16 protein-coding genes and 1 pseudogene are annotated in these 13,881 nt (G+C 42.1%); 14 read left to right on the top strand and 3 right to left on the bottom strand.

All coding sequences use genetic code 11. The features are described from left to right. Window positions 1-1,093: 1,093 nt before the first annotated feature. The 6 genes and pseudogenes from ACESPU_RS21105 to ACESPU_RS21080 all read left to right on the top strand — a co-directional run bounded on the left by ACESPU_RS21105 (window position 1,094) and on the right by ACESPU_RS21080 (window position 5,001). A pseudogene (locus tag ACESPU_RS21105) lies at window positions 1,094-1,538 on the top strand (DUF3408 domain-containing protein). After that, complete coding sequence (locus tag ACESPU_RS21100; RefSeq protein ID WP_029257273.1) at window positions 1,465-1,833, top strand: cupin domain-containing protein; 369 nt, start codon at window positions 1,465-1,467, stop codon at window positions 1,831-1,833. Before ACESPU_RS21105 ends, ACESPU_RS21100 begins: the two are co-directional and overlap by 74 nt. Before the next feature lie 275 nt (window positions 1,834-2,108). After that, entirely contained in the window at window positions 2,109-2,990 is an 882-nt protein-coding gene (locus ACESPU_RS21095) for a hypothetical protein (protein WP_225982696.1), read from the top strand. Then, window positions 2,945-3,331, top strand: coding sequence for a hypothetical protein (locus tag ACESPU_RS21090; RefSeq protein ID WP_007844574.1), 387 nt, complete (start codon window positions 2,945-2,947; stop codon window positions 3,329-3,331). The genes ACESPU_RS21095 and ACESPU_RS21090 overlap by 46 nt, the downstream gene beginning before the upstream one ends. A 517-nt stretch (window positions 3,332-3,848) precedes the next feature. Then, window positions 3,849-4,235, top strand: coding sequence for a hypothetical protein (locus tag ACESPU_RS21085; protein ID WP_228002732.1), 387 nt, complete (start codon window positions 3,849-3,851; stop codon window positions 4,233-4,235). Between the two features lie 610 nt (window positions 4,236-4,845). Further along, entirely contained in the window at window positions 4,846-5,001 is a 156-nt protein-coding gene (locus ACESPU_RS21080) for a hypothetical protein (protein ID WP_009276905.1), read from the top strand. A gap of 44 nt (window positions 5,002-5,045) precedes the next feature. Here ACESPU_RS21080 and ACESPU_RS21075 read toward each other — a convergent pair whose 3' ends face one another. Genes ACESPU_RS21075 through mobC form a run of 3 tightly spaced genes read right to left on the bottom strand, consistent with a single transcriptional unit; the run spans window position 5,046 to window position 7,792 of the window. After that, complete coding sequence (locus tag ACESPU_RS21075) at window positions 5,046-6,029, bottom strand: hypothetical protein (RefSeq protein WP_008781160.1); 984 nt, start codon at window positions 6,027-6,029, stop codon at window positions 5,046-5,048. 27 nt (window positions 6,030-6,056) lie between these two features. Continuing rightward, window positions 6,057-7,457: a relaxase/mobilization nuclease domain-containing protein gene (locus ACESPU_RS21070; protein ID WP_009276906.1), complete on the bottom strand. Its 1,401-nt coding sequence runs from the start codon at window positions 7,455-7,457 to the stop codon at window positions 6,057-6,059. Beyond that, on the bottom strand, window positions 7,454-7,792 hold the full coding sequence (gene mobC, locus ACESPU_RS21065; protein ID WP_008770294.1) for a plasmid mobilization relaxosome protein MobC: 339 nt from the start codon (window positions 7,790-7,792) through the stop codon (window positions 7,454-7,456). Before mobC ends, ACESPU_RS21070 begins: the two co-directional genes overlap by 4 nt. Before the next feature lie 407 nt (window positions 7,793-8,199). On the opposite strand from mobC, the gene ACESPU_RS21060 reads away from it, so the two are divergent. The 8 genes from ACESPU_RS21060 (at window position 8,200) to ACESPU_RS21025 (ending at window position 13,873) form a co-directional block, all read left to right on the top strand. Then, window positions 8,200-8,898 carry a ParA family protein gene (locus ACESPU_RS21060; protein ID WP_009276860.1) on the top strand — a complete coding sequence of 233 codons (699 nt, stop codon included), beginning with the start codon at window positions 8,200-8,202 and terminating at the stop codon, window positions 8,896-8,898. Window positions 8,899-8,902: 4 nt separating this feature from the next. Further along, window positions 8,903-9,385, top strand: a complete 483-nt coding sequence (locus tag ACESPU_RS21055) for a DUF3408 domain-containing protein (protein ID WP_009276859.1) — start codon at window positions 8,903-8,905, stop codon at window positions 9,383-9,385. A gap of 696 nt (window positions 9,386-10,081) precedes the next feature. Continuing rightward, on the top strand, window positions 10,082-11,212 hold the full coding sequence (locus tag ACESPU_RS21050) for a hypothetical protein (protein ID WP_009276853.1): 1,131 nt from the start codon (window positions 10,082-10,084) through the stop codon (window positions 11,210-11,212). Window positions 11,213-11,456: 244 nt separating this feature from the next. Then, a complete protein-coding gene (locus tag ACESPU_RS21045) occupies window positions 11,457-12,050 on the top strand; it encodes a Crp/Fnr family transcriptional regulator (protein ID WP_009276852.1) in 594 nt (197 codons plus the stop codon). Between the two features lie 309 nt (window positions 12,051-12,359). Continuing rightward, window positions 12,360-12,938, top strand: coding sequence for a conjugal transfer protein TraO (locus ACESPU_RS21040; RefSeq protein WP_009276851.1), 579 nt, complete (start codon window positions 12,360-12,362; stop codon window positions 12,936-12,938). A gap of 18 nt (window positions 12,939-12,956) precedes the next feature. Next, on the top strand, window positions 12,957-13,169 hold the full coding sequence (locus ACESPU_RS21035) for a hypothetical protein (RefSeq protein WP_005868879.1): 213 nt from the start codon (window positions 12,957-12,959) through the stop codon (window positions 13,167-13,169). Next, window positions 13,166-13,510, top strand: coding sequence for a hypothetical protein (locus tag ACESPU_RS21030; protein ID WP_009276850.1), 345 nt, complete (start codon window positions 13,166-13,168; stop codon window positions 13,508-13,510). The genes ACESPU_RS21035 and ACESPU_RS21030 overlap by 4 nt, the downstream gene beginning before the upstream one ends. Before the next feature lie 18 nt (window positions 13,511-13,528). Further along, window positions 13,529-13,873, top strand: a complete 345-nt coding sequence (locus ACESPU_RS21025; protein WP_009276849.1) for a hypothetical protein — start codon at window positions 13,529-13,531, stop codon at window positions 13,871-13,873. Window positions 13,874-13,881 lie beyond the last annotated feature (8 nt).

Raw genomic sequence — 13,881 nt, 5'->3', positions numbered from 1 at the left:
TAAGGCTATCTAAGAAACAAGTTGTTTACATCTTTCAGAACTGGTATCTACTGAATGGTAATCTGCTTCCACCAACCCTTCTGGTTGGTGGAAAGAAACCACTTATAAAATATTTCGCTTCCTTTATGCATCCCAGTCGAAAAAGGACAAGGGCATTGCGGGTGTACATCACTCCTTTCACCTTCTTGTTTAGTCCTTCCAGCAAAGTCTTGCTACCAGTTTTTTTTGGAACTACCTTGTGAAAAATTATGCGAAAATCGCCTTTCTGTGCCCGGATTCATCCGCAGGATCCCATGCCAAAGGGACATGGAACATGCCGGTAGCTTATCCCCCACGACTCCGGAGCATCAGGGGGTAGGGACGGTTTGGCGGCAGGTTGCCGTTAAACCGCTTGGTTTTCGTTTAACGAAAAGACAACTTGCTGTCCGCAGGGGCGGACCACGTTTCTCCAATAATTATTGTGTATCAGCCCATTATATGGCTGTTCTCTTGTGATTTGCGGGGCATTTCCATCGGGGATTTGTCGGCCTTTCTCCCCATAAAAGGGTGGATATCTCTCCATAACCATGCGGCTTACGCCCATAATTCGGGAATAAAGAGGCACATATACGGGAAATCAGCCCTTTCCATACCCAATTCTCCATTAATGGATTGCTACTTCTACACTTCTGCAAATGGAGAACGGGCGGTGAGCCGTATATGCCTCGTGTCTTTCCTTCGTTATCTCCATTGACGGATTGTTACTTCTACACTTCTGCAAATGGAGAACGGACGGTGAGCCGTATATGCCTCGTGTCCTTCCTTCGTTATCTCCATTGACGGATTGTTACTTCTACACTTCTGCAAGTGGAGAACGGGCGGTGAGCCGTACATACCTCGTGTCCTTCCTTCGTTGTTTCCATTGACGGATTGTTACTTCTACACTTCTGTAAATGGAGAGCCTCCCCACCTTCCCCTTTTACACACCCCATGACAATAACAGACTTTCCATGACTATAAGTGACAGGCGGTTCCGTCCTGTCCTCTTCTTCCTTTATTTTGTATTCCGAAACAATACCGGTTGTGTAATTTAATAATTTAAGATTTTAAGAAAATGGATTCAAAAAAGGAAAAGGACCGGCTTTCCGATATAATTCTCGGGAGGGTCGGGCTTATGGGGAACTTCCTGTCAGATCCCGTCTCCACATCTCCGGAACCTCCAGTGGATACGCCGGACCGTGAAAGGCGGTCCCGAGCGGCAGAAATGACATCCCCGGAAGAATACAAGAGGAGGTTCCCGCTCCCAAGTCCGCGGAGTGGAAGACCGTGTACATTGACGGGAGGCTGCACCGCCGTATCGCCATGCTGGTCAGGGCCTCCGGTTGCGGCAGCATCTCGGGTTTCATCATCCGGCTGCTGGGCTTCATATGGAGGAGCACAGGGAGGATATCGCCGGGCTGCTCGGTGAGGTCTACCGGCCCTGGGATGACGAGGATGGGACAGACCTACGCCGACCTTCTGCAATATCGGCCGATATTCGAGGAACGTCGTTGGGGTGAATACAAAGTAGTCAATACCGCCGAGTTTTCCAACGGTTACAAATCCATTACCAAGCAACTGAAAATCAAATCCGATAAGAGTATCAGCTATCAGTTACACCGCCATCGCAATGAAGTCTGGACGTTTATCGACGGCGAAGGAGTACTGGTACTCGATGATATCAGGTCGGTTGTTAGCAGAGGCGATACGGTTACGATCAAGAAAGGTGTTAAACATGTAATCATAGCTGAATTATACAAGATAATAAAAGGATACATAATCATGTGTCCTTTTATTATTTTAGAGATAGTGTAAAGTCGTATATAATTACCTTTGCTTTTTGGAACTTATAAATTTCAAAATATTTTAATTGGACAAATTTTCTATGTAATATGGTACTCTATCTTTTCATATTTAGAATATTAGATTTACTAAATACCATATTGGTGATATGCCGTTGTTCCGTGTTATGCCTTATTACATGTTTTTTCAATTATACGGCACTTTATCTATTGCCTCTTGCCATAATAGTAGATTGGGGAATTTTTCAATTTTCCATTCAATCTGTATTCAAAAACCAACTATTGGATTTGAATAAGGCGGTAGAAGAGTTCAAAGAACAGGGTATCGATTTGGAAATAATTGAAGATGACATTATTAAAGAAATCGACACAGAAATGCGAAAATACCAATTATTCCAGTGGGGCAACAGGCAAGGAGATAAGCGAACAATTGTTATCCGGGCAAACAAATTGTTCGGACAATTCAAAAGTTTTGCGTTTTATAATGCATCTTCTTTCATATTCGTTCCCAAGACATTTTATCCGCAATCCATGAAAGACAGAATCTTGTTGGCACATGAATTTGCACATTGTGTATCCCATGATTTGATGCTGGCATTCAAGAGGCAATTTTATTGTTCGGCTATTATTCTGCCTCTATTTGTTTTGGTATCGGACATTCCTGCCTGGATGAAAATTTCCGCGATTCTACTCGCTTCCGTATTGGCATTACTACAGTTCTGGCCTATAGCATATAATGAAATTATTGCCAATAATCATGCGCTAGAAGTGGTGAATACGCTATACGGAGCGAAGTCTATGTCCGAATCGGCGAAATATCTTTTGAAAGTACGAACTGAAACATTACGTAAAAACATTAAGGATAAAAGATACGGGTTGGCATACGCAATAGAAGAATTACAAATCGAACATTTACAAAGAAGCGTATCTGAAAATGCCTTGATACAACAGAGTTCACCAATGAACGTATGGTTGTCAATCATCCACTATAGCTTGTTCGCGTTAGCGGGATATGCTTGCTACTCTTTCGTAAAAGAGATGAATGTATCATGGTATATGCTGATTATGGCTCTAATCGCTTTTATATTGATTTATGTTTTATCTAAAATTAATGTAACGAAAATATGGATAATAAAGAATTTAATTTACGAAAAGATTGGGATTCAATAGAAACTGTAGCAAGTGATATTTGGCCGGAAGAATGGTCTCAACTCAATCCATTGGAGATAAAGGCTCTTGAAGAAATCATCGAAAAAAAGAAATCACTGAACACGGAAATTGTGGACGTACCTGGTGGTATGGGCTGCGATTTTTCCGTGGACCTGGAGAATGTATATTACCTGCTTGCCATTCTATGGTATCTGAAAAATCTGACGGGAATAACAAATGAGGACATAAGACGAAAAATGGAATCATTTATTAAAGCCTCTGATAAAAGAATGAAGTTGGTTTACAAGACAGTTATCGAACCTCAATTAGATAACCTAATATCCATATTGAAAAAGAAATGATAATCTATAGCATTGATTATTATGGACAAGACCAAGATTGTACTCAATGTGGAAGGCATTCGGAATGAATTTGCCGGTGGAATGTTCAAAAACCACTTATTCATATGGTAAGCAAGTATATATACCGGACTATAAATCTCGCGAAAGGAGCTTCGTTTCCGGATTCTAAATAGTAGAAACAGCATTACGCAAAAATTGACGGGTTGGAAAAACTTATCATAGATACTGGTAATGAATCTGTCCATTGATTTTTTTCATGAAAAAGACCGTCCTTGAATACACAACCAATACCTATCAGGAAGATATCCCCAAACAGTTCCTTCAAGAGGCCAAAATACGTCTGAATTCTTTTTTCTCAGAACAGGAATGTGTACAGAAGAAAGGGATTCAATTTATATTCAAATATGCATTCTACTCAGTAGAGAATCCCCGGAAGGTCACGAAACAACATCTAATAAAAGAATATGCAAGGTTACCTTTGGAAAAAAGAAGTGTGCAACCGGAACAAATACCTGATATGAAACAATACAATGATATAATACTATATGGCGATAACAACTCTCCCGAAACACAGAAACTGCTAGCAGAATACCTCCAACGGCATGATTCATTAAAAGTCCAGTTATCTTTTTTTGACAAGAAAAATGACTCAACCTACAAAGATGAACAAACCATCGCATACGCAGAACTGCAAAAGGCATTATTCTTTTGCAAAAGAAAGAAAATACCACTTCTATTCGTTTCCATAAAAGACATGATAAACGATATCCGTTTTTTCAATTTACTAGAGGAGAGCCATATCGATTTCAGATGTATTGATTTCCCGTGGTTCTACAAGGAGAATCTGCCTCTGATAAAGGCGGTTGTGCTATATGAAAAGTTGGAAATAAGAATAAATGTATAAGATATCAAGCTTACAGATTGGCCTTCAATGTTGCAGCATTGAGATTTATGAGAAACAATTCTAAATATATTTCTGTTTGGCGAAATCTTATTCTAAAAGGAACTCTAAATAAAAGAATCCACCTTCAGATATCTTTCTTCACTTATCCTCAAAGTATATAATCCAAACATAAATATCAGACCTATTTTCCCTATAACTGAGTAATAAAAAGATTATTCCCCAACACCGTAAACAAAGAAATAACAGAAGCACTTTAAAAGGGTGTATCTAACTCACTTTTTAAGGATAATATCCCTGTTACAGTTATCTGTAGCAGGTGATCCTTTCAAATTGGGCATTAGATGCACCCTTTTCCTTATTCCAACAAATGCGCCTCTTGTAACCTCACCAATTCCCAATACATCTTCAAAAACACCTCCAGATACACCTTCAGACTCGGGAAATAGACGATAGACTTCCGGCAAAAGAAAGGCACGTGAATGGCCGTTCATTCGGAACCTCCATTTCCGGATAGCGTTTCTTTGTCCATCCAAAATAATCTCTATCGGGACAGAACAATAAACAAAAGCATAAATATCAGGCAAAATTGTCCCGATAAAAGAATTAGAACATGACTATTGAAGATGAAATCCTCCAATACCTGCACTATCATCCTCTATCAAACAGGGTTGAGATAACGCTTGGGATAACCAATCCTCCCAGTGGCAGGATTGTAAAAAGACTACTGGCCGATGCCGTAACCAAAGGAACGATAGAAGTACTCTAACAATAGTAGTGCCACTATATTATAAGCAGCACTGCAATTGTTCCTTACCCCAGCAAATGCACCTCCTGTAACCTCACCAATCCCAAATACATCTTCAAGAACACCTCCTGATACACCTTCAGATCCGGGAAATAGACGAAAGACTTCCGGGAAAAAGAGAGACATGTGAATGGCCGTTCATTTGGAACCTCCATTTCCGGATAGCGTTTCTTCGCCTGGTCAACCGCCATCTTGTTCAGTGAAGCCACGAAGTTGGCCTGGCGTATCGGATTCCATTTCGGAGTTTCAAGAATTACCATCCCATCTTTTCTCTCCGGGATAACCATGTATTCATTCTGTGTGTTACGGGCATAATAACACACGAAAGACAAGGCTTCATAGACATTATCCCCCACATGAATGCCGATAACCTGTTCTTCAACCGGTGTACCGGCAAAGCATTCCGCAATCTGCTTCATGGCATACCCATGCAACAAGGCAGCATCAGAAGCCAACAGATAAGCCGGTGCGGTACGCTCTCCTCCCTTATCGATGGCAGCAAAGAGAGAAGGACTCCAACAGAGATGGATGAGCTTTCCTTTTTCTTTCTCACGAAGGGAAGCGACACATAACCGATTGTCAAAGACCAAACGGGCTTCTTTCGTTTCCGGATGAAACTGGAACACGTTCCGTACCTTATCAGGTTTGTGTATATCCATCATCAGATAGCCTTGCCACCCGGACACATGTTTTGTCTTCAAAGTTGTTTCGCTTTCCTCTACATCAAAGAGATATGACAAGAGCTTTTCCCGCTTGCAACATACGGAAAGAGAAAACTCATCCTGTTCTTTCATCTGCTGCATATCCAATGAAAGGACAAAAGCCAATTGCCAAGGAGTAAGCTCGGAAAAGCCATGTAATTCGATACAAGACAACGCATCTTTCTCCGGTGAGTAAACGACATATCCCCGGCCACCTATCTCATATCTCAACATGAAATCCCCCTGTTCAGTGGGATGATAATTTTGTAAAACGGTCTGATAATTCATAAAGCAAATGTATTAAGTTAGTATTCATCATAATGAGAAATCGGGACCACTCTTGCGTTTCCGTTTCTTTTTGGACGGTATGAGATCATCCTCTTGCGACTTCTTCCCGCTGCCGGTAATGTCAAGCTCCGGAATGGCCATAACTCCCCCACCCTGCATATAGAAAGCCTCACGATCCACCCGCTCACGGAACTCCCCTACCCTATCAATATGCGGTGAGAAACCGATAGCCACACCATCGAAATGCCTCTGGATATTCCGATAAGTAAGCTGGCGAGAAAGTTCCGCACCCTTGAAGATATGAGGATCTTCCACGTTTTCCATATAGAAAGAAATCCCATATGCGCCTTTGCCGTTTACATGCTCCGTCACCCGAATCGATTCTTCCGCCAAGTTCTTCTTGAAATCCTCATATCCGGAAGAAGAGTTCAAAGCCTTAAACACGTGGTCATAGAGATAATGCTTCTGTTCATCGGCACTCATGCCATGGCCATCAAAACGGATATTACCGAAGCGATATTTCTGAGGAAGCGAAACGTCCTTCAGATAAAATCCAGAATCCTTAATGCCATAGACATAATAGGATTTGTCATTCTTGGTGACAAGGCGCATATATCCCCCTTCTTGTTCCAGGTTTCTTCGGAAATCGGATGTACTTTCAGAAAAAGAATAAATACGGTCAAGCAGCTGTAACAGTTCGTCCTTGAACAAGGGTTTGAAAAAGCCTCCTTTTTCCAGCAATGCGAAAAGGTTGTCATAGCTTTCATCACCCAACAGGACACGCCATTCTTCATTGGCCAGTTTTATTTCTTGCAAGGGTTTATCCAAAGACCAGTATGTATCGGATTGTTCCAGGACAGCCGATACCTTATCCTTATAATTATAACTACGCATGGCTTTTTTCAAGGCCGCATCAAAATAATAGTTACGGTATTGCGACTCTCCCAATGTGGTTCTCTTGACACCTTCCTTTTCTAAAGGCAATAACCCATACTTCTGCTCCAGTTCCCTTGAGATCTTTTCGGAACGGCTGTAATTATTCCCGGAAGGAATGCTTTTGCCTTCTTCATCAATCGTGGTCAGCAGCACATGCACATGGCTGTGTGCCTTGTCAGTATTCAGGACAACGGCATAACAGGACTTTCCGTACCCCATCCTCTCGATATATTCCCCGGCAAGAGAAAGCCACTGTTCATCGGAAAGGCTTTCTCCCGGATAGAGGCTCAGAATAAATTCCGCATAAGGTAGTTTCACCCGGTCATTCAACTGGGAGATAAGTTTCATGTAGGCTGGCATGGCGGCCAGTTCGTCACCGGTGGAGGTGCAAAGCACTTTTCCGTTTCCTTCCTTGACCTTGGAAAGCTGGTATTCGATTTTCCGGCTCATGGACAGGTGGGATGAGAAAGAAGGCTGTATCTCGGCTATCATAACAATTTCCGGTTAATGGTTTCTACATCCGAAAGGTATTGGTTAATCCGATCCAATGAATACAATATATTTTCATCGGACGGAAGCGTATTGATATGTTTGGCAAGCTGGTTGATATTGGCTCCTATTTTACGAAGTTCATATATCATTTGCACATCGGTTTTCGATATGCTTCTGCCTTTCAAGGCAGACTCTCTGATAAAGGAAGAAAGGGATTTTCCCTCTTCCTTTGAACGTTGAAGAAGCTGTTCTTTCTCGGCTTCCGTCAAGCGGATCTTTATACTTATATCTCGATTTTCTTTCATATATACAGAGTATGTGAGTGTAACGAACATTGGTCGGCAGCTCGGCTGTCGCAAGGTTTTTTGTACCCACAAAAACATACCTTGCATTAGCAAAGATATGCAATAATACTCAACTGTGAAACAAAACCGGGTAAAAGTCTTGATTTCTTAATCCAGATTAACTGCGTACTTTGTTACAAAATAACCACGCACATTGTAACACACAAACAACAAACCAGTAGTTACAAAATACATAATTACTAATTATATTATTACAAAGCATGAACATACATACTTAATTTTATAATTAAATACGAATGTAATTATGAATAAAAGTATATATATAACAACTTACTTATATAACAAAGAAAATAAGTACATAATAAATTAATTATAAAAGTATGCGATTATTTAATTTATTATTTATATATTTGCGCACATACTTAAAAACGTACATTATGGGACAAATATTACCAGGAGTAGTCGTAGCTTTTGAGAATCCCAAGGGCGGAGTAGGAAAGTCCACATTGACAGCTTTGTTTGCAGGTTATATTCATTCGCAGTCAAACGAAGAGGGTGGCTTATCCATTGCCGTTGTGGATATCGATGACATGCAGAACACTATCGGAAAATTACGTGAGGACGAAGCCGAGGACGGAATCATGAAAAAGGAAGAAGAATATGAGGTTATCAATATCTCTTCCTCAGAGTTCATCAACCAACTGGATTTCCTTCAGGACAATTACGACATTATACTTGTCGATTTTCCGGGTAACCTGAAACAAAACGGTGTAGTTGAAACGCTGCACTTCGTTGACGTGATCATCATTCCCTTCGAACCGAACCAGACCGATCTAAGACCTACATTGGTCTTTTACAATAACATCTATGAGGGAATCATTGAAAGTCGTCGAAAGATTGGCAAAAAGACTACCGTGCGTGGTGTTATGAACCGTGTTCTTCCGAATGTGCTGGAGTTCAAAGAAATTTTGAAAAATAAAAAAACCTTGCCTTTCGAGTTGATGCAAAACTACATCAAGGATTCAAGGGTTGACTATCAACGCAATTTAAGCACGCTGAGTAAAGCGTACCATCATCCTTGTGATGCGTTCTGTGAAGAGGTATTGGAATTAATCTGTAACCATATAGGAGAATAAAGCTATGGCTACCAACAAAGAAAGGACATCATCAGCCGCCATGAGAAAACTCTTGCTGCAAAGTGCCAGTAAGAAAGAGCAGGAAATCCAGCAGATCGGAAGTGTTGCGGCAAGCACCATTCCCCAACCAACGATTGAACAGCCCATTCATGAAGAGGTGAAAGAATCGGCTCCGGTCACAGAAACCGTCCAAGAACCTCAGCCGGAACAAATGGAAAAGCCGGAATCCAAACCTTCCGTGCAGTCTTCCCCAAAAACAGAAGAAAGCAAAGTCAGCGGAAAAAAATTCTCGGAATATCTGGAAGAGCGAAAATTAAAGAATACCGAAGTAATCCGGATATCCAGCGAAACCCACAGAAAGCTGAAGCAGATTGCTATGGCCACGGGATTAGGAATGCACAATATCGCCAACAACATTCTTGAAGACGTATTGACCAGCCATAACAAGGAGATTCAAGCGATACTGAAGAAGTATATGAGCATCTGATTCTACTTTCGGAAAAATATATATACGCCTGTTCGACAGCATTTGTCGGGCAGGCGTTATTTTTGCACGCTGTTTTAGTGAAGGTCGGCATTGAACCGGGACACTTTTACACAACTGTGGAAAAATCCCTTTGCCTATTATCCCGGACAATATGTTAAAGAATTCAAACTTCTACTTGTTTCCACCTCTAAATTTTTTCCGAAAGTAAGAATACAGTAGCAAAATCATTTCTTTGTTTTATTTAGGTTTTTAGGAACTTAAGTATTTGTGGGACACTTTTACACAACTAATAAGGGAGGTTTTCCGTATAATCAACTATATTATTGCAAGTTAGCGCTTGATGGCATCTTTTCGCAACCAGGACACTTCTGCACAACTAACCGACTATTCGGGACACTTCTGCACAACTGAACAGGAAAGTCGGGACACTTTTACACAACTAGAATCTGCATTCAGGACACTTTTACACAACTAAATCAGGAATCCGGGACACTTCTGCACAACTAAACCGGTCATTCGGGACACTTTTACACAACTGGGGGATCGGAAACAGCCGTAGTCGGGACATTTTTACACAACTAAATCGAGAAACAACACGAAAAAAACGCTTTGGCATCTTCATTTGTAGGGAGTTATATTCACTATCTTCCGTGGAAAAAACGTATCTTTGCATCAGTAAACAACAAGTGTCCGCCTATGAAGGAAAGCAATACGCAAAAAGAGTTGAGCAGAGTCCCCAGGACTCTCAGCGAGTCTTCCAACACGAAAGTATTGGAAGCTCTATTTGATGCAGGCGGCACTGTCATGTCTGACATTATCATTTACGTGGCATCTTCACAAATGAAAGACCTGTTCGGTGACTGCTGGTTCTCCATCAACGATTTTTGTGAGGTCATGGGGTATGAGCGAACCAAGCTGCAACGGAAACTGACCGAGAAGCAGCTTGATTTCCTGTTCAGCAACCAACGTCCGGTATATATCACCGAACAGAACGGGCAAAAGATAGAGCATCCGATAGAGAACACCTTTGAAGCGGCGTTATACCGTTTAGGGACATCCAACCTCAGTGTAGCATACGCCATGAACGGCAAGACGCAATATAAGTTCATTCAAATACTGGATCGCTTTGAGATAAAGGATGACTTCAGCACGAAAAAGCGCACCAAGCGGAATTACAACGTGCATCTGAGCAAAGATCTGATGAATACTTTGCTTACCGAATACAATCTGCTGGAACTGAAAGACTACCGTAACCTGCCCAACCGCAAAGGCTACCGCAAGTTTTATCTGAACCTGGCGAAAATGATTTACCTGATCAAGTATAAGATTGACCAAGGACAAGCACCTTATTTCACCGTTACGGTTGACCAACTTGCCAAGGAATTTGATGTAATGGTAAAGGACAACCATGACCGGAAGAAGAAGGTGACCAGCATCTTAAACGGTATCAACAAAAAGCTGGAAAGAACCAAATTCCAATACCAGTACATCAAAGGAAAAGGGGAGAAGTGGCCCTACACCGTACAGTTTTTCTTTGACAAGGAAACATTGGAATATTTCGATGAAAAGATAAAGGCGATATTGACCTCGCAATATTACGATGCGCTCAAATCATCCTTCTTGTTAAACAAGAAAGGCATTCCCGTGAGCAGACATTATCAATATAAGGATTTCTTTAAATTGGGAACCGGCGAATATTATCATGAATTTACCGCATGGCTTTATTCTGAAGAGGACAAGGAGATTAAGGAGAACATCTACCGGGATATCTATATAAAGGTAGTAGGCATTCGTCCAGAAGACCTTGCCGTCAACTTAAATCCCTAAAAGTTGGAACAAAAATCATAAAATAGTATCTTTGCAGCGGATTGTCAGGAAATTGGCAGTCTGCTTTTTACATACGTCCGTCTGTCTAACAAAAGAGTGGCATCTATCGTTAAGGAATTAACAACAACAGGCGCATGCCTGTACCAGTATGAAACTGGTACGGGGCGTGCCTTTGTTGTTGGAACGCCACGTCCATGTTAGAGGGTACGTTTCCGTACCCTTATATAAACATAAAACAAATTCAATGGTTCAAACAATTGCCACCCTGATAGATGAGACGCTCATGGTAATGGACGCCCATCTTCACGTGCGGATGACAGACGAAGAAAAGGCGTATCTTGATGCTCATTTCGAACTTATCCATATCAAGAAGGGAGAACACCTCGTCACTAGGGGCGAGGAAGTATGCTACCTCTATTATCTGGAATCCGGCATCGTCCGGTTATGGTTTCCGGACAAAGAGAATAGAGAGATTTCAGCACGGTTTATCCAAGCCAAAGAGTTCATCAATTTTTTCCTTTCACATGAAGAACACCATGCCCACTACAATATCAAGGCATTGGAGCCATGCAAGATCTGGAGATTGCCCAAAAAAGACCTTCATCAGCTATATGAGTTATCCATCAACTTCAACAAGCTGGCCAGAATACATTTGGTAAGATCCATCAACCGCAAAATAATAAGGGAAGAGGAGTTTTACACACTGGATGCCGAAGCGCGTTACAAAGCGCTTTTGGCCAATGAAAAATGGCTGTTACGTTCAATACCCTTAAAAGACATAGCAAGTTATATCGGCATCACGCCACAAGCATTGAGCAACATCCGAAAGCGCATATAAACCAAACCCTATAAGCCGGGCAGGACAGTTTTACACAACTAATCCTATCCGGCTTTTTTCTGTAGAATTATTCCACACCTGCCGGTTTACGGCACATGTATTTTTTAATGCACATTAAATAAACACGAAAGGCCCTTTAAAAGCCCTTCATAAAATTTGCTCTCCCGTATATAATCTATATGTTTGGAGCGAAAACAACGCGATAAGCACCTTGATTCGGTTCTGGCGACAGGAATCCGCGTAAATTGGAAACACCGTATGAGACAAATAGAAAAATATATAACATTAATAACCTAAAGAGTAATTCCCATGGAACACATCAGACTGACTGCTATCAGCCTTAGCCTGCTGTTATGCACCGTAAGCGCTTTTGCGCAACGCCATTATGAGAACATCCCGGCACTTGAATTGAACTACGGCACTAACCTGTTCGGCAATGCAGGCAACTATTACAACCTGTCCTTTTCCAGATACATCAACCGGACAAGCTATTGGAAAGCCGGGCTTAGCTATTTTGAGAAGCCTTACGAATACACACCCAACCTACCGCAAGTCTCTACCTTGAACCCGGAAGAAACGATTCCCGAAACGATACATGATAAGGGTAAGGACTTTTATGTGGACGGCGGTTATTACAGAACCCTGGCCAGCAACCTGAAATCCGTTTACTGGGGCATCGCCCTGGGAGGATTCATCGGTACAGAATACGTCCGCCACCCCGATAAGGAATACAACTTCATCATCGGCCCGAAACTGGAAACGGAACTGGAAATATTCATCCTGCCCCGAACGGCATTGCTTGCCCGCATACAACAACATTGGAATCCCCTATCCATTGACAAGTGGAACACTGTCTGGAACGTAGGAATAAAGATACTGCTCTACTAACCGACAAATCATATCACCATGCTTATTATCATATTGTTAGCCGATACAAATGTATCCGGCCTGATCTCCTTATACCGTGAAATAGGCGCCATGCTGATAGGGGTAGGCTTTCTATGTGCCGGACTAGCGGTACTTAAAAAGCTGATAAGCAACCACGAGCGCACCAAAGAGGCCATCATCACCTATATCACGGCATTGGTCACTTGGCTCATTATCTGGCAACTCTTATGAACGTAGTGGATTTGATACTGGTTGCCATACTCGCCTGTGTCACGCTTCACTTTTACTTCCGGAAAAAGAAGAAAGCCCTTTCTTCCGGAAAGGAGAAAGAGAAGCCGATAAGGGGGGCGGTGCGCAAGGAAGGGCAGGAGAGAGCCTATCCGGTCATCTGCGTGGTATTTCAGCCTGAGCTGGAAGAAGAGGAACTGGCCGCCGAGATAGCCGATATGTATCTGCATGGAAGAGCCTACTACTACTCAGGCAAACCCCTGCCGGAACAGCCGAAAGAAGAGCCCATATCCATCAAGTATAAGGATGTGCAATGGGAGAGACTGAAAACGATTCATGTTTAATTAAAAAATAGGAACAAAATGAAAGCAATCGAAAATGTAAAAGAAAAAGCGAACCAAGTCATTAACCGCTACGGAAAGGTTATCTTCACCTTTCTCATATTCTTCACGCTGTTGGGAACGGCACAAGTGGCGGAGGCACAAAGCGGCCTGAAGATCAACAGCCTATCCGAAGTGACAGACAAAGCCAAAGAGGGTACGGACACCATTCTGGACGTAGCCAAATACATTTTGGCGGCGGTACTCGGCATCGCCCTGGTCTTTGTCATCTATTCGCTTGCCACGAACAATCCCCATGCCAAGGAATACCTGCTCGGCTGGATCATCGCCGTGGTAGTCATCATGGTGGCCTTCCTGATTATCTAAAAACGAAG

It is taken from the genome of Parabacteroides sp. 20_3 (assembly GCF_964238835.1).
Lineage (GTDB): Bacteria > Bacteroidota > Bacteroidia > Bacteroidales > Tannerellaceae > Parabacteroides > Parabacteroides distasonis.
Note: the sequence above shows the minus strand (reverse complement) of the source record. Positions and strands in the feature narration are given on the sequence as shown.

Bases quoted from the DNA above. Each gene is read 5' to 3' on its own strand.
- ACESPU_RS21100 (WP_029257273.1), top strand. From the start codon at position 1,465: ATGACGAGGATGGGACAGACCTACGCCGACCTTCTGCAATATCGGCCG.
- ACESPU_RS21090 (WP_007844574.1), top strand. From the start codon at position 2,945: ATGGATAATAAAGAATTTAATTTACGAAAAGATTGGGATTCAATAGAA.
- ACESPU_RS21085 (WP_228002732.1), top strand. From the start codon at position 3,849: ATGAAACAATACAATGATATAATACTATATGGCGATAACAACTCTCCC.
- ACESPU_RS21080 (WP_009276905.1), top strand. From the start codon at position 4,846: ATGACTATTGAAGATGAAATCCTCCAATACCTGCACTATCATCCTCTA.
- ACESPU_RS21075 (WP_008781160.1), bottom strand. From the start codon at position 6,029: ATGAATTATCAGACCGTTTTACAAAATTATCATCCCACTGAACAGGGG.
- ACESPU_RS21070 (WP_009276906.1), bottom strand. From the start codon at position 7,457: ATGATAGCCGAGATACAGCCTTCTTTCTCATCCCACCTGTCCATGAGC.
- mobC (WP_008770294.1), bottom strand. From the start codon at position 7,792: ATGTTCGTTACACTCACATACTCTGTATATATGAAAGAAAATCGAGAT.
- ACESPU_RS21060 (WP_009276860.1), top strand. From the start codon at position 8,200: ATGGGACAAATATTACCAGGAGTAGTCGTAGCTTTTGAGAATCCCAAG.
- ACESPU_RS21055 (WP_009276859.1), top strand. From the start codon at position 8,903: ATGGCTACCAACAAAGAAAGGACATCATCAGCCGCCATGAGAAAACTC.
- ACESPU_RS21050 (WP_009276853.1), top strand. From the start codon at position 10,082: ATGAAGGAAAGCAATACGCAAAAAGAGTTGAGCAGAGTCCCCAGGACT.
- ACESPU_RS21045 (WP_009276852.1), top strand. From the start codon at position 11,457: ATGGTTCAAACAATTGCCACCCTGATAGATGAGACGCTCATGGTAATG.
- ACESPU_RS21040 (WP_009276851.1), top strand. From the start codon at position 12,360: ATGGAACACATCAGACTGACTGCTATCAGCCTTAGCCTGCTGTTATGC.
- ACESPU_RS21035 (WP_005868879.1), top strand. From the start codon at position 12,957: ATGCTTATTATCATATTGTTAGCCGATACAAATGTATCCGGCCTGATC.
- ACESPU_RS21030 (WP_009276850.1), top strand. From the start codon at position 13,166: ATGAACGTAGTGGATTTGATACTGGTTGCCATACTCGCCTGTGTCACG.
- ACESPU_RS21025 (WP_009276849.1), top strand. From the start codon at position 13,529: ATGAAAGCAATCGAAAATGTAAAAGAAAAAGCGAACCAAGTCATTAAC.